The sequence below is a fragment of the Paraburkholderia sp. SARCC-3016 genome, assembly GCF_031119615.1.
Taxonomy (GTDB): domain Bacteria; phylum Pseudomonadota; class Gammaproteobacteria; order Burkholderiales; family Burkholderiaceae; genus Paraburkholderia.
Genome location: NZ_JAVHZD010000022.1, coordinates 1 through 17,872 on the forward strand (window position 1 = coordinate 1; position 17,872 = coordinate 17,872).

17 protein-coding genes are annotated in these 17,872 nt (G+C 61.5%); 2 read left to right on the plus strand and 15 right to left on the minus strand.

Annotated features, from left to right (window positions below; all coding sequences use genetic code 11):
* Positions 1-61: 61 nt before the first annotated feature.
* From QYH69_RS21575 to QYH69_RS21645, 15 genes are all read right to left on the minus strand, one after another.
* On the minus strand, positions 62-481 hold the full coding sequence (locus QYH69_RS21575; protein ID WP_308833818.1) for a hypothetical protein: 420 nt from the start codon (positions 479-481) through the stop codon (positions 62-64).
* Between the two features lie 13 nt (positions 482-494).
* Positions 495-1,676 (minus strand): hypothetical protein, encoded by a 1,182-nt coding sequence (locus QYH69_RS21580; protein ID WP_308833819.1) that lies wholly within the window; start codon positions 1,674-1,676, stop codon positions 495-497.
* Positions 1,677-1,688: 12 nt separating this feature from the next.
* Positions 1,689-2,198 carry a type 4 pilus major pilin gene (locus tag QYH69_RS21585; RefSeq protein WP_308833820.1) on the minus strand — a complete coding sequence of 170 codons (510 nt, stop codon included), beginning with the start codon at positions 2,196-2,198 and terminating at the stop codon, positions 1,689-1,691.
* 88 nt (positions 2,199-2,286) lie between these two features.
* Entirely contained in the window at positions 2,287-3,426 is a 1,140-nt protein-coding gene (locus QYH69_RS21590) for a type II secretion system protein (RefSeq protein ID WP_308833821.1), read from the minus strand.
* Entirely contained in the window at positions 3,423-5,600 is a 2,178-nt protein-coding gene (locus QYH69_RS21595; RefSeq protein WP_308833822.1) for an ATPase, T2SS/T4P/T4SS family, read from the minus strand. The genes QYH69_RS21590 and QYH69_RS21595 overlap by 4 nt, the downstream gene beginning before the upstream one ends.
* 2 nt (positions 5,601-5,602) lie before the next feature.
* Positions 5,603-6,127, minus strand: coding sequence for a hypothetical protein (locus QYH69_RS21600; RefSeq protein WP_308833823.1), 525 nt, complete (start codon positions 6,125-6,127; stop codon positions 5,603-5,605).
* 10 nt (positions 6,128-6,137) lie between these two features.
* Positions 6,138-7,436 (minus strand): type 4b pilus protein PilO2, encoded by a 1,299-nt coding sequence (locus QYH69_RS21605; protein WP_308833824.1) that lies wholly within the window; start codon positions 7,434-7,436, stop codon positions 6,138-6,140.
* A gap of 8 nt (positions 7,437-7,444) precedes the next feature.
* Entirely contained in the window at positions 7,445-9,064 is a 1,620-nt protein-coding gene (locus tag QYH69_RS21610) for a type II secretory pathway protein (protein ID WP_308833825.1), read from the minus strand.
* Between the two features lie 2 nt (positions 9,065-9,066).
* Entirely contained in the window at positions 9,067-9,585 is a 519-nt protein-coding gene (locus tag QYH69_RS21615) for a toxin co-regulated pilus biosynthesis Q family protein (RefSeq protein WP_308833826.1), read from the minus strand.
* Between the two features lie 21 nt (positions 9,586-9,606).
* Positions 9,607-10,029, minus strand: coding sequence for a lytic transglycosylase domain-containing protein (locus tag QYH69_RS21620; RefSeq protein WP_308833827.1), 423 nt, complete (start codon positions 10,027-10,029; stop codon positions 9,607-9,609).
* Positions 10,029-11,321: a hypothetical protein gene (locus QYH69_RS21625; protein WP_308833828.1), complete on the minus strand. Its 1,293-nt coding sequence runs from the start codon at positions 11,319-11,321 to the stop codon at positions 10,029-10,031. The genes QYH69_RS21620 and QYH69_RS21625 overlap by 1 nt, the downstream gene beginning before the upstream one ends.
* Positions 11,318-12,145, minus strand: coding sequence for a transglycosylase SLT domain-containing protein (locus tag QYH69_RS21630; RefSeq protein ID WP_308833829.1), 828 nt, complete (start codon positions 12,143-12,145; stop codon positions 11,318-11,320). The genes QYH69_RS21625 and QYH69_RS21630 overlap by 4 nt, the downstream gene beginning before the upstream one ends.
* Positions 12,138-13,442: a TrbI/VirB10 family protein gene (locus QYH69_RS21635; RefSeq protein WP_308833830.1), complete on the minus strand. Its 1,305-nt coding sequence runs from the start codon at positions 13,440-13,442 to the stop codon at positions 12,138-12,140. Before QYH69_RS21635 ends, QYH69_RS21630 begins: the two co-directional genes overlap by 8 nt.
* A gap of 8 nt (positions 13,443-13,450) precedes the next feature.
* The gene (locus QYH69_RS21640; protein WP_308833831.1) at positions 13,451-14,341 is read right to left on the minus strand and encodes a TrbG/VirB9 family P-type conjugative transfer protein; all 891 of its coding nucleotides are present in this window, start codon (positions 14,339-14,341) and stop codon (positions 13,451-13,453) included.
* On the minus strand, positions 14,338-15,039 hold the full coding sequence (locus tag QYH69_RS21645) for a type IV secretion system protein (RefSeq protein WP_308833832.1): 702 nt from the start codon (positions 15,037-15,039) through the stop codon (positions 14,338-14,340). Before QYH69_RS21645 ends, QYH69_RS21640 begins: the two co-directional genes overlap by 4 nt.
* Before the next feature lie 636 nt (positions 15,040-15,675).
* On the opposite strand from QYH69_RS21645, the gene QYH69_RS21650 reads away from it, so the two are divergent.
* Together QYH69_RS21650 and QYH69_RS21655 are read left to right on the plus strand one after the other, a co-directional pair.
* Entirely contained in the window at positions 15,676-16,755 is a 1,080-nt protein-coding gene (locus QYH69_RS21650) for a ParA family protein (RefSeq protein WP_308833833.1), read from the plus strand.
* Positions 16,748-17,848, plus strand: a complete 1,101-nt coding sequence (locus tag QYH69_RS21655) for a ParB/RepB/Spo0J family partition protein (protein WP_308833834.1) — start codon at positions 16,748-16,750, stop codon at positions 17,846-17,848. The genes QYH69_RS21650 and QYH69_RS21655 overlap by 8 nt, the downstream gene beginning before the upstream one ends.
* Positions 17,849-17,872 lie beyond the last annotated feature (24 nt).

The following is a 17,872-nucleotide window of genomic DNA, read 5'->3' on the forward strand; positions in this document are numbered from 1 at the left end:
GCCAAGCGGTCTTAGGAAGACAAAACATTCTACCAACTCCTTGGCTCACAGAACGACATGGCTACGATCCGACTTGTAAATACATCGTAATCTGCAGCAGCTGCACGAATCCATTATTGATAGGTTGGCGAGGGGTATTCGGCGTCACAAGCTCGGGTGGCGGCTCTGCACAACCAAGTCCGACCCACTGTGCTCCGTTCCAAGTAGGCGCTTGTGTCTGAATCTGGTCAGCGGAACACCCCGGCGGCTGCACGAAATGACACGCCGGCTGCGTCCATTTCGACCCTATCCACTGCGCCGGCGCATCGGTCACGGTTCCGGGCGTCGCTGGGCACAGAGGAGGCTGTATGTACTCATGCACCAGCGGAATCACGCACGTCGAATCCTGATAGTCCTGTATGCAGCCAATCGGTGGTGCCGCGAATGCGGACCGCCCGAAGAACATTGCGGCGACCAGCAGCAAGAGTTTGATGAGCTTCATGATTTAACGTCCTTTAATAAACACAGTACGTCGAGGCCATCACCGTGCCAGCGACGGGCTGTAGCTGACCATTCAGAATGGAAACGGGCCATGGACCAGGTCCTTGTGGCGACACATCGCTTACTGTCGCCGTCGGGTCAACAGAGATGACCTGCGGCGTGAACAGAACTTTTGGCGTGCCACCTGCACTGCAAGTGGGGGGTAACACAACCTGTCCGCTGCTATATGGGTTCTGTGTAATGAGCTGCCATGGACCGCCGACCGGGATCAATTGTCCTCCCTGGCAGGTGAGCACCTGTCCCGATCCATCACTGTTGCCGACGACCATTGGCGGAGTGCAGGCCGCGCGCGGCACCCCGGTATTCGCGAGCTGCAGCGGGCCATGCAACGTGGCTGTACCCATGTCGGCCGGTGCGGGCGCAGTACCCGCCTCGTTCTGGATAAACAGCGTGCCAGGGGAGCGGACAGCGTTACTCACTGCGACATTCGAAGCAGCGACCGTGGGTGCCGCGATGGTCCCCTGCGCGTCGATGTTCCCAACGTTGTGCAGATCGACGCCGTTCACGTTCTGGCTACCCGTCCACGTCAGATGACCATCGCGCGCGATCCATACCGAGTCGCCATCCGAGCCCGGACCGTTCGTTGCGAGAATCACCGCGGGCTGGTTGCCGAGCGGATTGGTCGCTGTCCATGCGCCGTTCAGGCCGCTGATCTCACTGGCATTCTGTGTCTTCGAAAACCCGAACGATGCCCCGCCCGCCAACGCGATCTGTGCAGCACCGGCCACGTCTGCCTTGCCGTTCTTTGTGAGCGGCAACGATGGATAGAACGTGTACGAGACGTGACAATTGCCAGCCTCCTGCGTGCATCCATCCGGCACCATCGTCATGCTGACCGTGTACTGGCCACCCCAGAACGGGCCATTCCTGTGCGGCTGCTTCAGGTTGCCGTTCGTGAACAGCTGGTCGAGCGTCGGCGGCGTCAGGTCAGGCGAACCGCTCTGCGTGAACTCGTCGAGCAGCGCCGCGAAGTTGTCGGTCACCCATTGCGACAGCGCATCGTTGATGACCGCCTCGTTCTGCCCTTCAATCGCGAGCAGCTGTGCGCGCTTGTGCGCAATGTCCTCGCGGATGCCTTGCACAGTGAGCGCCGCAGCGGCCACGAGCACGATCACCATCTCAATGATGCTTACCATGGCGATCGCCGGTCAGCTACGCGTGGTGAACATCTCGATACTGGCGGTACTGCCCGCGGACTGACACGCGGTGGCCGCTGTGTCGCTGTCAAACGTTGTGTTCGGACCCGACACGGTCGTGCCGTTCACGACGAGCTGCGTGTACGCGTTGGCCAGTGCGGCGACGCTCAGTGAGCAGACCGTCGCCGGTACCGGGTAGGTGACCACCAGTGCATCGTTGGTCGTGTCAACTGTGCCCGCAGCGGCGGTTACATCGCCGCCGAATATGCCCTTGACCGCATTGAACCCTGTGGCAACACGTGCTCCTGCTGCATCGAACGCGTGATTCTGCGCGAGCGTCTGCAGCGACTCTCCCGCGAAATCGGTATCGTTTGCAGTCGCGTCAAGAATGCCCGTATGGAACAGTTGCGCCTCGCTCTTGAATTGCGACGCGTGGATGCGGTCCATCACGAACTTTCCGCCAGCGTACGCGCCGAGCGCGAGTAGCGCGGCACCGGCCATCACCGCAGCTGCTTCAATCATGGAAAGCTCGCCGGTCTGGCGCCGACGGCGGCCCATGTCGCGCAACGAGGGAGAGTTGATTGGACGTTTGTATTGCGACATGACGAGCCTAATGTGAAAGGGTTTGAACATCGGGGACTGGCGACGTATCGAGACTGGCCGCACCGGTCATCAGGTAGGAGCCCACACCGAGAACAAGAAACGCCACCGCAGCCAGGCCGAGCAGGACGTAATGCGTGACCTTCGCGCTACGACGCACGGCTTCCACAACGCGGGAGAGCGAATCACGACCCAGATCCTTGATGGCCTGGACGAACTGGTCGCGCCCGGCCGCGTCCGAAATCGTGTCGACCACCATCTCGGAGAAGATGCCCGTGTCGAGCGCGCGCATCGGCTCATGCGGCGTGAGCGTGAGTCGCCGGCTCATGCGCATGAGGTGCCAGCGCAGCCACGGATCGGCCGAGCGCGTGAGGCGATCGAGCGCCGCGCGCAGCGTGAGCCCCGAATCGAACAGGCCCGAGAGCGACACGATCAGCAGCGCCGCGCGCAGATCGCGACGGTTGCGCCACATCAGCGGCGCGCGATCGAGCCGGTTGCGAAACTCGCCTGTCCAGCGGCGCATCGTCCAGAAATAAAACGAGACTGCAGAGACGAGCAGACTGCCGGTCAGCCACCAGTACTCGTAGCAGAAGGTGTCGATCGCGTAGACGAACTGCCCCGCCGTCGGCCATTGCGCCAATGGCTTGACGTCGAGCACCTGCGGGAAGATCGCCCCGCCGAACAGCATGCAGAAGGCGTACAGGTAAACAAGAAGGAACGCTGGATAAGCCATCTCGATCGACGTCGTGCCGGAGAGGACGCGCTTTGCACCCGCCGCCATCTCCGCCAGCTCAAGTCCGCGCACCGCGGCGTCCGCGCGGTTCGACGCGCCGGCGAGTTCGAGCAGTGCGTACTCGTCGTTGGGAATGAAGCGCTTCATCGCGGCCGCGAAGTCGTCGCCTGCCTGCATGCGTCGGGCGATCGCCTGGAATGCAGGCCACACAAAGGCTTTGCGTGAGCGATGCCGGCGCTCCAGTGTCGTCAGGCGTTCAAGCAGCGTTTCGCGATTGCGCAGCCCCTTCGAGACGACGTCAAGGCGTGTTTCCCGATAAAACGATTCACGCATTTTCTGGAAACGCCACGTCGCGATGCGCATGCGCTCGTCGCGCGGTAGCGCCATGAACAGCGTGTACAGAATGCCCCGGGTCATGACGGCATCCTCCCGTCGCGGTCCGCGAACACGTGGTATTCCGCGAACGGCTTCATCGACCCGTCGATGAAGCGCGGATCGATGATGCCGGTCGACGCCTTGTAGAGCGCGTGCTCGTAGATGGTCTTGCCAGTCATGTCAGCGCTGGCGAAACCCGTGGTGCGTGTTGAGCGCCAAACCTTTTCTGCGCCGCGCCAGTCGCGCACGGCGATACGATCGAGAAACTCGGGCGTGGGCCTGAACAGTTCCATCGCGAGGGTCTGCCCTTTCGTGCCTGCGGCGACCTTGCCTGCGCGCGTGAACAGGCCCGGCAACCGGCAATGTTGGCAGCCGTCCTCATCCCTGCACGCCATCTTCGATGTGTCGAGGCCGAACTTCGTGCGCAGCAGTTCCAGCTGCGCTGCGGGCATCACGTCCTCTGCAGGTCGTTTGCAGTGTGGGCACAGCAGCGGAATCAGCTTCTGGTTGCCGACCGCATTGACGAACTTCTCGGACGACACCTCGTCGATCGGCAATTGAAGGCGACCGCCAACGAGCCGCATGAACGCGCCGATCGCGCTGTCTGCGTGAAACGAGGTGCGCACCGGGTGGCCGGTGAGCGCCAGTTCGGCGACAAGCGCCGCCATCACGCGATCACGGACCTCATTGATCGTCAGGTCGTCGGGGTCCATCCGCATGAGCGTACGCACCACTTCAGCTGCCTTGCGATTCGCGTCCTCATCCGTTTCGTCCGGTCGCCGCGGAATCGAAATCTCGGATAACCAGGGCTGCGGATACTCAGCCGGCTCACTGACCGCATACTGCTTGCTCAGATCCCGCGAACTCATCAGATACGACAGGGCACGCAACAGCGTCGTCTTTGCAGAGCCCGTCTCGCCGGTCACGATGACCACACCACCGCTCACGTTGCCCAATGACTCGATGATGCGCAGCTGGCTCGGCTCGAGTCCCATCTCGCCGGGCGAGCGCACCTTGACCTTCCGGAAGTTGCCGTCGAGCAGACGCAATGCCACGTCAAACCCGCCAACGAGCGGCGAGCTCTGCCAGCGCAGGTTAAGCAGATCCATCTGCGCGACGAGCGGGATCATTGCTGACTGCGGCGCGCTCGGCTGGAACGTCTCACCCGAATTGGTATTGCGCTGGACCAGGTCCTGATACGCGGCCGACAGCGCGCGCCGCACGAGCGCCTTGGGCATGTTCCGGTACGAGTACAGATCGCCGTTTACGCGAAAGCGCAACTCGACCTCGTCGTGGAAGTCGCGGTACTCCCAGTGCACGTCGCTAGCGCTATACGCGTGCGCGGCCTCCATCACGTCCCGGAATGTACCGATCGCGCGCGACGACTCGGGCACGATCGCGGCCGAGCGGTTCTTCTCCGTCGCATAGAGTGCGGCGATCACTTCTTCGGTCGCGATCATTTCCTCGCGCACGGCAATATCGGCGCGCGCGAGGTCTTTCAGGTACGTCGAATAGAGCGCCGTCTCGTGAAAGCGCTTCGTCGCGACGACAATCGCCACACCGGCCTGCAAGTCGACCGCAACGAACTCACGGCGTGCTGTATCAGTGATCTTCAGCGCGGCGTCGGCGCTGCGTTCGCAAAGGATGCGCTTGAACGAGATCGCGTCGGCAGAGACGAGTTGCGGCAGACCCGCCGGCGTGATCGTGACGTCCTGCGCGACCAGATCATTTCCAGCGTCGTCGGGCTGAAGTGCGCCTGGTTCGTTCACGGACCTGGGAAGATCCGCCACTACCGTATTGGCGACCAGTCCAGCAGGCGCCGGCGCCGTTGCAGTCCGGTCCATCACTGGCTCGACCGCCGCGCCTGCGTCCACTTGCGGTGCTGTCGCGGGCGCTTCCTCGACAACTCCCCGTGGTGTTGCCGGCGCGTTGCGAAACGGTTCGCTCTCTTCAGGGGCGTCATGCGCATCGACGTCGGTGACATCGGCCATGCGTAACCGCATGCCGAGCGTCATCGGTTGACCCGCGACGGGCTCCGCCGCTGCGCTTGTCGGGTTGGTCGCCGGGTTCGCGCTTTTAAAGCGCGGCTCTGCGCCCGCGATTGGCATCGAAGCAGCCGGCGTCGACTCGGTGAAGCTGGCACGCAGGCCCTTGAGTCGTGAGAGGATGCCGCGCGAGGAAGGCTCATCGTTGTCCACACCTGAGAACATGCTCATGTTTATCTCCCGAATGAAGCCGGCACCGGCGCGGGCATCATGGCCGGCGGCAGCGGTGCACCAAGGTCGGCAAGCGCGCGCAGCGGACCGGCTGCAACGGGGCCCGGGTCGCGTTGCGGCGAGCCTCCGCTGATCGGTTCGGTCCAGCTCCGTTTGCCGTTCGAAACACTCACCAGATAGCCATCCACTTTCCGGACTCTCCAGCCGTTGAGCAGCTTCGCGCCGACGTGCGCGGGATAGACCGCACCACGGTATTCGTAGAGGACATTCGAGCCGGTTGGGTCGCCGAAGGCGCCAACGAAGCGGACCGGCTCGGCCCGCTCTTCAACGTGCGTCTGCACGGGCGGGGGCATTGGCAGTGCGGGCGGCGGTGTGACTGCCGCCTGAGGCTGTGATGCGGGCTGGTCGCCGCCCTTGAGCTGACGTACCACCTTGTCGCGCGCGAGCTGGTCGATATCGTCGATCGACAGATGCGGCGATGCAGGGTCGGCAAAGGCCGCGGTGCTCACCAGCAGCGCGCCAAGCATGAGAAGCCGTTTAATCCGGAACATAGTATTTGCCCTTCGCAGTGAAATGGATGCCAACCTGATCCTTCAGCCACAGCTCGACGCTCAGACTCTCGAGCGTCATGCTTGGCGGAAGCCTCGCGAGTAGCGGCGCCTGCCAGCGAAAGCCCTCGATCTTCCAGTTGCCTTGCCGGATCACCGGGAACGCTTTTCCCTTTGCAGTACGCACAAGCGCTGGCGGCACGGCGAGCAACGGCTTTGCGGGCTCGAGCCTCACGACGTAGCCGTGACTGTCGATCTCATAAGGCTTGACCGAGAGCCGCTGCGGCGGCGTCTGCACCATGTCAATCAGCGCCTGTTCGTCCGGCCAGTCCTTGATGTTTTTTGCCGATACGGTCGCAACGGCGGGCACGCCGGGACCGCGCATCGTCAGGTGCAGGCCGTCCGGATCGAAACGCACCGGACGCATCGCTGCGTCGGCGACCGTGTCGAAGCCGCCGAAGCTGCCACCTTCGCGACGGTAGGTGATCGTGCAGTTACCGGACGAGCCACACTCGGCGCGCTCGAAGAGCCAGCCTGCGAGTACCGTCTCGTTGGTACCCAGCTGCGCGAGCAGCGCTGGAGCGAGCGCCGACGCGCGCGGTTCGGCGTGATCAAACGTCTGATTCACGACTTTCGCGTAACGCTCCTGCAGCGTCGGTTCGCGTTTGGGCGGCGGTGGCGGCGGCGCAAAGGCGTCCATGACCTTGATCACGCCAAAGATGACGGTCGCGACGATCACGATGAGCGGTATCGCGGCCGGCACATGCACGGGCAGCTTCTGGATGCGGCCGCATTTCCGATCCGCGAGCAGCGCGGCCGCGCTGAACTCTTCGTCGACGTCGCCAATCGACTGTCCTGCGCCGAGCGTCGAGAGTGAAAGGTTCAGGCGCAGGCATTCCTGCTCGATATCGAAGCGCCGCACGCGCGCAGCTTCGACGGTCAGCACTTCATCGTTGCGTACCGCGCCCCGCACGACGAAGACGAGGTGGACTTTCTCCGCGTCCTGCAGCAGGACAAGCGCTGCCACCCTTGATTTCACACGCGCATGCAGGGCGATGCGCGCGGCGCCTGAATACAGCCGCGCGCCCCGCACTTCTCCCGTGTCCGGCGCTGCAAAGCCACCGATCAGTTCGTCGCCGACCTTGTACTCGACATAGTTCGTCGCGCCAAAGTCATCGGCGTACCGACGACGCTCGGCCCGCGCACCCTTGACCGGGTACGCGCGCCAGTCAAGGCCGAAAGCGAGCCTCGCGCGCCGGTCGCCCGGCAGTGGTTCCGTGATATGCATGGTTGCGCTCACATCGACGGCACGACACTCGCCGTGAGCATGATCACCTGGAACATCTGCGACTTGTTCCAGGTGCCCGTTATACCGGCGATGCCGCCATTCGTCGTGCTGTCGGCCTGATCGTTGACGGTGCCGTACAGCACGACCGTCTGGCCATCGGATAGCGCGATCGTCTGGTCATTCTTGCTGCCGATCGTGTGCGCGAGCTGGATCTGTTGCAGCGTCTGGCCGTCGCCTACGGTCGCCGAGGTGAACGGCCCGTTCAGCTTGGAACTGTCGGACCAGTAGGCGAGCACGATCTGGTTGTGATCGTTGACCGACGGCAGGATGTTCACGAAGTCGCCCGTCGTCACCGTACCTGGCGTGAGTCCCGGCACGCCACCTGACGTTCCGCTGATGCTGCCCACCGAGGGCGTCGTCGAGCGCAGGTAGTCGTCACTCTGGAACGACGCCACCGACACCGGCAGGCCATTCAGCGTCAGCTTGGTCTGTGTGGAATCCGTGATGGTTTTGCCGTACATGTTGAGGGCATTGATCACGGCATTCGTGCCCGAGAACGGCGTATTGGGCTTGAGCACCGAGAGGCCCACCGTGCCGCCGCCGGAGGACAGCGAGGTTGGCGAAGTGAAGCTCACTGCGTACTTCGCGAGGCCGCCCTGAATGCTGTTGAACACGACATCCGCATTCACCCCGGCCTGACTACCGTTGTTCAGCTGGATCTGCAGCGTGCGTACGCGAATCGACACCTGACGCGTCGAGATCGCGTTCTCGCGCGAGAGCAGCTCGCCCATCCGGTCGGCGGCTTCCTTCGTGTCGTAGACAACGACAAGGCGGCTTTGCGGATTCACGACGACACGACCCATCGGCGAGCGAAGGCGGTTGAGTTCGTCGGTGATCGACTGGATCTGGTCGAACGAGCCATCGCGGCCGGTCGACGTGGTCGCCGAGAAGGACCCGGTATCGCTGCTGGTCGACCCACCGCCATTCGCCTGGTTGCCGGTCGACGTGTTCATGCCTTTGGACATGGTCGACTTGACGGAGACCTTGCCCGGAATCGCGGCGACCTGATACATCCGCGTCACGAAGCGCGAGATGTTGATCGTGGCGCCATCGAATGACCAGTCGAGGCCCAGGCTCTCGGTCATGTCGCGCAGATAGGAACCCACCTTGCCGGTGTATGCCTGCGCAAACACCGGCTCTTCGTAGTTGTTGCGGCCCACTGCGCCCGAAACACCGTTCGTCTTCCCATCGCCCGTCGATTCGCGCGGCACCAGCGATTCACGTGGCACAAAGACATCGGGGCTCAGGTGCACCGAGTACCCGGTCGCGTTTGAGATCAACGTCGCGATCTGTTTGACACCAAGGTTCGCGGGTATGGTCACCTGCCGCTCACGGAAGACCGCGGGCAACGAAGCGTCGTAAGCGACCGGTACCTGACGGTCGCCCAGAAAAGCGGAATACACATCCTCGACGAGCGGCAGCGGTTGCGGTTCTGCGTTCATTGCATCCGTTGCGGTCTGATGGCTCGCGTCGTAGACGGCATTGATGTCGCCTTGCGTCACCGCGCAGCCCGCGATGATCGTGACGGCCGCCGCGGCGACCGCGCTCTTCAGGAAAGGCATGCGCATGATCAGTCCTTGCAGTTGGCCGCGCGGGCGATCACGCGGATGACGTTGTTGGTATGGCGGCAGATACGCGTGGGCGTGCGCATGTGATTGGTCGCGCGCATCACCTGCGTGAGTACCGAAGTGAAATCGCCCGTGAACGAGGCGTTGAATTCGAGCGGCAGATCGTCGTCGATCTTCCATGCGAGCTGCCAGCCCTGCGTCTGCAGCCACCGGTCGAGCGCGTTACGCAGGTTGATGTCCTGCGGCGTGATGGTGAGCGTCAGTGTCTGATCCGCGGATAGTGGGCCGCCCGGCAATACGACCGGTGCGACTGCCAGCGAACTGGCCGCCGTTATGCCTGGAGATGCTGCCTCTGCCTTTATGGGCGGCGCCTGCCCCGACGTGCCTTGCGAGAGTAGTTGCCAGCCATCGCCTGTGGTCGGCTTTGACTCTAGCGTCGCGTGGCTCATCGGGCTGACAAACAGCAGGACGAGCGCAGACAATGCGCTCACGGATGCACGGATACGGCGATGGGATTGCATGATCGTTGTCGTTTGCATGGTTCAGTGCCCCTGCCGCTGCAGGCGTCGATAGATGGCGTTGGCGTAGACGAGCTGCTTTGAACCGGACGCGGCGTTGTATGCCCCAACCGCCTTCCATGTCGGGCCAAAGCGTTTGATGTTCGACGCAAGAATCCACGTGCCGACATATGCGTTCACGCAGGCGTCGAACAGGTGCTCCCGGCGGATGCCATAGCGCGCGAGTGTCGGCAGCCACGAGGTGTTGATCTGCATCAGCCCGATGTCCTCGCTGCCATTGGCATTCACGTTCACCGCGTTCGCACGCATGCTGGACTCGTGCTGTGCAATGGCGTGCACGAGTTGCGTGCTCACGTGCTGGAATGCGGCCGCGTCGTCGAGACAATCTGCGTGGCACGGCACTGCGCCAAACAGGACTGTGCTGGCCAGCACGGAGATCGGGCGCATCACGGCTTCACCATGGCGGTGGCGGTGGCGATTGCCGGTACGGCCTCGGACCCGCCACCTGGCTGCTCCGTGTATCTCACGTCATGCCGGCGCGTCACATTCAGCGTGCTGCCGTCCGCAGTCACGATGAACTGGTCGGCTGTTCCGTTGAACCGGTAGTAGCGTCCCTTCTGCTCGCCCGACCCGAGGTGTCGTGCATCCGACACCGTCGCGTGAATGACCGATACCGCGAACTTGAAATACGTCTGCCCATCGTTGTCGAATACCGCTTCGAGGTGCACCGGGCTCGCATGGTCGAAGTCATAGACCGTGCCTGCCGTGCGGATCATGTTCACGCTGTTGCTGCCATCCGAGACCGTGAACCGGTCCGCCCGATCGATCGTGACAACAGGCGTTGCGTCGTCCCACTCCGGATGTAGCGATTTGCCTTCGGGCGTGCGGAACGTCAGCTTCTTCACGGCCTTCGCGAAGCGGATCTGTGTGTGCGCATCGTCGGCGTCGCGAATCGCCTGTGCCCCGAAGTCTTCGGCCAGCAGCGAAACCTGCGGCGCCGGCGTGTCTGCGTTCGCAGCAACGGCTTCTGGCATCGCATCGGGATGTGATTTTTCACCGGCGGCGTAATTGAGCGCGCCGGACTTCGGCGCATCCCGATGCAGGCGGATATGGCGCGACGTGAAATCGACATCCGCATACAGCCCGTTTTGCGTCATCAGGCGGTCAAGCGCCTGCATCCAGTTCTCGCCCGCGTGCGTCGCAAACGTGCTGGATTCAGTCAGATCAACATCTTTTTGCGCCGAGCCCGTCCAGCCTTGCGGCGCGAGTGCCTTGACGATGTTCGCGACGGGCATCGTCGCCTTCAGCGAACGCACAGGCTCGAGCGAGCCGTGCGAGCCGATCAGCACGAGGCGGTTCGTGAATCCGTCGAATGCGGGCGGCTGATCGTCGCGCAGCGTGGCGAGCGTTCCGCGTGCCCCAGCGCCGATGAAGGCGTTCGCCCTCGTCCACCTAGCCGTGGCAGTCCTGCCAGCGACCGTATACGTGACCGACTCAGGCGTTCCGTCGACGACGACATACGGACCTTCAGCGTGTCCGCCCGTTGCCGTAATGACCTGATCCGCGCGCGGCTGGATATAGGTTTTCGACCCGTCGTTGAAGATCAACGCCGGGCGCTCTGCGATACCGCCCGAAATCTCGTAGTCGAAATCGAACGGATCGGTATTCGCAGCGTGCGCGGCCATCGCGTTGAGCAACGCTAAACAGGCAAGCGCAATACGGGAGACGGTGTGCTTCATAGTCCGGCCTGGATCTGATCAAGGTGTCGCGCGAAACGCGCCAGGTACGCCTGACCGGGGACCGGGTTGGCGCTGTGGTAGTACGCGATAGCCTTCGCGACGGAGTGCGTCTTGCTGTAGTTCTCGTTGAGAATTTCCTCCGCAACGCGAATGCTCGTCGCGGGCGCGAGCGCGTCCCAAGGTGACGCAAAGCGGCGCGCGTGGTAGCCCCAGTTGATCTGCATGAGACCTACGTCGAAGTCGCTGCGGCCGCGCGCGATCAGCGACTGGACAACGCGATAAGCATCCTCGCGGGTCTTGAAGAAAAAGCCCTGCCCCGCGATGTTCAGCGTCCACGGCCAGGCGCGTCCGTTCAGTCCCGACTCGTTGAGCGCGATGCCCGCGAGAACCTTTGGATCGACGCTCGTGTGCATCACCTCGAATGGGACGGTCGCGCTCGCGCAGGCCCAGCCGCCACGGCCTTCCGCAATCGCGGCCTGCGCTTCGTCATCTAGCACGGCGGGCTGCAGCCAGCCCTTCGCGATGAGCAGTTGCTCCAGCGACACCTTCTGCGCATCGATTGAAACCGTGATGCCCGTCTCCGGGGTACTCGCAACCGTCTGCCCCACAAGCGGGGCCGCCCACGATTCGAATGCGTGCAGGCCGCACCAGAACACGGGCTTTCCGCCAAACGAAGCGAGCTTGCGCGCATCGCCCTGGGCGAGCACAACGCTCGTCGGACTGATCACTTCTGCGATTGTCACAGCATGAGCGCAGTGGAAGTGCGCAACGAGCACGGCAGAAAGCACGCCGAAGATCCAGCACTTTTCCGTACGCTTATTCATCGCGGTACGGCTCCAGCACGATGTCGCGATTGACCTTGAGCATGAAACGCCGCTGGCCGGGGTCCGAGGTAATCGTCGGCGGTATGTTCTTGTAGCGCTCAAGGACCGATTGAGATGTCGTCGCCGCGACCTGTCCCGCCGTAGTGCCAACCTGCGTGACCCCGAGCGGGCCAGTGGTAGTCGACGTCGTGCCGTTCTTGTCAAACGCGCCCAGCAGGATCGCCGTCAGGAACGACGTGCCGAAGATTTTCAGGAAATGGTTGTTGACGTCGCCCGAGAAGCCGGCCGAGCCGTCTCCATCGGCGCCCTGCGCGCCGAAGAGCGGGACGTGCTTGCCGTTCGGCAAACGCAGCTCCGTTGCCGCGACCAGAATGCTTTCCTGTCCCGGCTGGATATCAGAGCTATACGGTGCCGTGATAAAGCTGCCCTTCGGGATCATCAGGCAGTCGCCGCGGATACTGTCGTACACGTCCTTTTCCACCATCAACGAGGCAGTGCCGGGACGATCGGAATCCAGTCGCTCTGCCGCGAGCACACCGATGTGATGCGGAGGCGACAATACGCATCCTCGCGCCTGTCCCACGAAACCGGTGCGCGGGAAGTCCTGGTCGCTGCCCGATTGCATCGAGACGTTCTTGATGAACGTCGCGTCGTGCTCCTGGCTCGAATACGGGCGGGCCGACTGTTGCCCCCCCAGTCCCGCTGCCGCAAGTGCCGACGCGACGCGGTCACCCACCGAGCCTGCTGTATCCTGTTGTGCGGCCGCCTGCCTTGCAGCGACCTGCGCGGGCGTGAGAATTCCAGGCATCTGGCTGGGTGGCGTCGGCGCCGTATCCTTGACCTTCAGGCCGGGCTTGAAAATCGGAGACGCGAAAATAGCATCCGTATCGGATTCGGCCTTGAGCTGCTTCGTCCGCTGATCGTTGATAAAGCCATCGGCCGACAGCGCAGGCGCCGCATTCCCTGCATTCGGCGTCGACGACGACGAAGCGCGCGCGGCAGCCGCGGCCCTCGCTTCCGAGGCCGCCATCTTGCGGGCATCACTCATCTGGTCCTCGATCGTTTTATTGAGGTCCTGCGTGTTGTGCGATTTGTCGACGACTTCCGCCGCCTTGGCCTTCTTCTGCAGCGCCGCCTGTTCGTCGACCTTGGCGCTCTCTTTTACCTGGTAGTAAAAGCCGAGCGCGCCGATCACCACTGCTGCCACACCGCCGACCGCATACAGAGCGTTGCGTGGCGACTTGCCCTTTAAGAGGCTCGCGTGCTGGCTGTCGTGTTGCCCGTTCTGTTGGTTCATGGCGTCTCTCAGAAGCCGAACAGGCCAGGGCGGCGGCGTTTGATGGTGACTTCCTCGTTCGGAGCACGCAGCACGATCTCATTGGCGATCTCCTGCACAACGATGTACTGGCCACGTCGGATGAAGTTCGGGCTCACCACGTCTCCGTGGTCCTTGACGATAGGCACGGCAAACGGCGCGTCAGCGGGCAGACGCAACCACACGGACTTGCCGTCGTCGAACACCGTTTCTGGGCGGAACGACGCCGATCCTGAGATCGTGTAGTCGAAATTGAGCTTGTCGGGCGAGACGCCGATCGGGCCAGAGTCGGTTTCCGTGTCAGAGTCGCCGCCTCGTCCGGTGCCGGAAGCGCCGCCGCCCGCCTGTTCCCGGGCACGAACCTTCGCCATGACGGAGCCGGGATAGTTGAAGCGCACGGTCTGATAGAACAGTCCCCCCATCGGCGACGACACAAGTGTCATGTCGTACTCGCGCAGATTGGTAGTCAGGTGAAGCGTGTTGACGAGGCCGGGCTTGACCGGCTTGACGAAGACGTGGTTTTCGCCATCGGTGTCAATGACCCACTGAACCGAATCGCCCATCGCCGGATCGGTCGTCAGGCGCTCGCCCTTCGCCAGCTCGATCGTCGTGTTCTTCAGGGGCGCGGTCATGATCCGGTAGATCTGATCACGGCTGTAGGGGAACACGGCCATGCGCGCATCACCGGGCATGGTGACCGGGTCGGAGCCGGTGTTAAAGGGATTGACGGGGCTCATCGGGTCGCTCATCGCAGTGGCGAGGTCAAGCGATGTGGCCGGCGTTGCCCCGCCCTTTTTTGCAGCATCCGCTGTCGAGCAGAATGCGGCGGCGCAGGCGAATGCGGCGACCCACGAGGCGAGCGTGCGGGAGGCGATCATCATTGGGTCTTCTGGATGGAGAACAACGGATAGAACAGCCCGAACGGGTTCGCACCAAGTGCGTCTTCGGCGGTCGGCGGAACGATCTGATAGCGGACGGTCAGGGCATACTTCTGAACAACAGGCCTGTCCGTTGGGGACTGGGTCGTGGTCGTTGTGAATTCAACAACCGCAGTGGAATCCTCAAGCAGTGCGACGTTTGTCACACGCACCTCGCGCACCAGTTTCGGATTCAGCACAATCGCTTGGAACGGCGCGTCGCCCTTGATCCAGTCGCCAAACTGGTTTCGCGCGTTTCCCACCATCATGGCCTTCACGCCATTGATGTTCCGTGCCATGCGGGAAGTCTGGATGTCGTCCGTCAGAACGGGCTCGATCGTGAACCAGCGCTCGACGGTTTCGCGCAGAGACGTACGGATCGCCTGATCGTCCGGCTTGTAGGCGGCCAGCTGCGTCACGACGGCATGGCCGTTGGCGTCCGATGACACACCATATGCCTTGACGACGGACGGAGGTGGGTTGCGGCTGTAGACCGCCCCCACCGCTACGACCGCGAGAATGAAGCAGAACGTCTTCCAGTGGTTGGCCTCGATGCGAAGCCGCGCGCCCATGTCGAAGATGATCTTCTCGGGGTCGTCGACTGAGTAACCGCCAGGGGCGGTTGAGAGGGCGATCTGTTTTTTGCTACGGAATAAGCGCATGACGGTCGATCCATTCGGGCCGACTCAATTCAATCAGCCGTGAGGGGAAGCCAATCATGCAAAAGAGACGCGATTTACCACCGCTTTTAGGAGATGGTCTATCTTCTGCCGACGACGGAGCCGGCTCAGGGACATAACCCAGAATGACGCGAAAAAACGCGAGCTTTAAGGTCTTATATCGCTCCCCTGCGCGACTAAACTTGCTCCATTCGGCTTGCTCAGCGATTCCACGCGTTCCACGGCACGATTTCGGGGTTTTGTGACGTTTCCGCAACAACATTTCATCGCGTTTTCAATGGCTTATAACCGTCAGAGTGCCTGGACCGAAGCGATTTGCGTGGAAAAGGGACCTTAGCCGGCTCAGGCTCCTCTTGCTCGAATTGCAACATTCGATGTCTCATGCCCTCCATAATCGGCAAATTGTTGTAAAACGCGCATTAATCCGCAAGCCGCCCGTCTCGAATTGCGTAATCTCGCCTTTCAACACAAGCGTTCTATTGAACCCACGGCGAGCTCCCTCACCCGAAGAATTCTGAACGTGCGAGGCTTTTTTCAAAAACCGTGAGAAATGCCTTGCAGAAAGAACGACCAGGCGACACAATCGAGCCCAACACAAACAATGCTTCGAGGTACGCCTTGTCGACAAAGCCTTTTAAGGTACAAGCAGCCGCGCAGTTGCTTGCGACCACAGTTGATACGGTTCGCCGAATGGTGGATGAAGCCGGCATCGAGGTCGCTCGACAGGAGGCAGGTCCAAAGACCAGACTGTTCTCAATCGAGAATATCTTTGAACTTGCGCGCTACCGCGCCAACCGTCGCAGCAAGACAACGAAGAAAAAGCAGGTAGTGGCGACGGTGTATGCGCCCAAAGGCGGAGTCGGCAAGACGACCCTTGCGAGTAACTTCGGGACCATCTTCGCGCTCAAAGGCCTCCGCACGCTGATTATTGACCTGGATTTCCAAGCCAACCTCACACTCAGTTTCGGTTACGACTCGGAACTGACCGTGGAGGAAGCACTTGAGGCCGGTATCAGCCAGTCGCGAATTGTGGAATACCACTTCGGCAACCTGATCCCGAACTACCCGACGGGACGCGTGACCTTGCAAGAAGCAATCAAGAAGCCCTATGGAGAGTACGGTCCCCACATCGTTCCGGCCGACCTGAATCTGGATCGGCTGGACACGATGCTCACCTATGAGACGCTTGAAGGTCGCAACGCCGATCTAATTCTTGCAAAGCTGCTAAAGGAAGGACTCGCCAAGAAGGACCGTCACTTTGACGTCTCGGATTATGACGTCATTCTGTTCGATGCGGCACCTGCAAAGAACCGTATAACTCGCGGCGCCCTGCTTGCATCGGACTATGTGATTTCGCCTGTCTCGATGGAGAAATTTTCGACGAAAGCTTTGTCCTACCTTTCTAGCGTACTGACGGAGATGCATGATCAGTTCGATAGGAGTCCCGAGCTCATCATCGTTGGTAACTTCTTCGATCCAAACCGGGTGCGCGTAGTGGGTCAATTGATGACCATTACCCAAACTTACCGTGATTCTTGGCTGGACCGCTCGATCCGTCGAAGCGAGGACTTTCCAAAGGCTTTGACGGGCGAATCTGATCTCCCGCTCGTTCTTTCCAAGCCCAATAGTCAGGCTGCAGTCGAGCTTCGCGAAAGTGCAGAGGCACTGCTAAACCGAATGGGACTGATCGATGGGTAAAAATACAAGCGACGCCGATTTCGTCGCCCAGCTGCGAAGCCGAAATTCCGCACGCACTGAACAGCCGGGCATGGTGCTCCATACGCCGCCGACGAAGCCGAATCGCTCGTTGGATGACTTGATCGCAGACAGCGAAACAGATCCGCCGTCGCCCGCTCCGCAGGCCCACGCGTATCAGCGCGAAAGTTCGGGTTCGACTGGCGACGATTTGGGTCGAATCGTTCCCATCGATCTGTTGGACACCCATCCTTGGAATGCGCGTGTCCACCGGTCCGCTGAGCGGGTACGCGAAATTGCTAGCCAGATCGCGGCCAGTCGACAATTGCATCCGATCACCGTCACACCGAATCCCGACGTGGCGGGCCGATATTTCGTCGTTGACGGTGAGACACGCTTGCGGGGTCTCAAGCTTCTCAACAAAAAATCTGCTTGGGTTCTCGAGGTTGAGGTAGATCCAAAGAATCCCCTCGACTTTTACGGCGCGTCAGTTAAGCAAACAGACGCGACCGAAGCGATTTCCGCGATCGACAAGGGCATCAAATGGGCGATGCTCATTGAAGAGGGACACGCGACCGCTTCCGCCATTGCGGAAAAGCTCGAACTCGCGCCGTCGACAGTATCACGGATGCTTGCATACAAGAAGTTCTCTCCGACCGTACTGGACTTCATGCATTCGCATGCGGATCGCTTCCCCTACTCGGTCGCGGCAGTTCTAGCACAGCTGGTGGACGAGCAACTGTCGGAGGAGCAGATCCTGGCGAAGTGTCAGGAGGTTGTGGATTCCCAGCAGGGCCGTCGCGCGGTGGAAGCGTTGGTGAAAAGCGTCAAGACTGCGGACGGAGAACGAAAGCCTCGCAAAGCCGCGCTTGTCGCCATTCCGATTAAAGCTGGGACAGCGCAAGTCGGTTCGTTTCGAACGTATGAAAGCGGGGCCCTCGAATTTAAGCTTTCGACGACCGCGAGTCTGTCGCAAGAAAACCAAAAGGCCCTTTCGGATGTCCTTGAGACCGTTTCGGAACTGATCAGTAACGGACACGAGAATCTCCTTAGCGAATTGGAGGCGAGACTCTCCCGCCTTCGAACTGAAGAATGATGCGACCCTATTTAATGGCCTGCC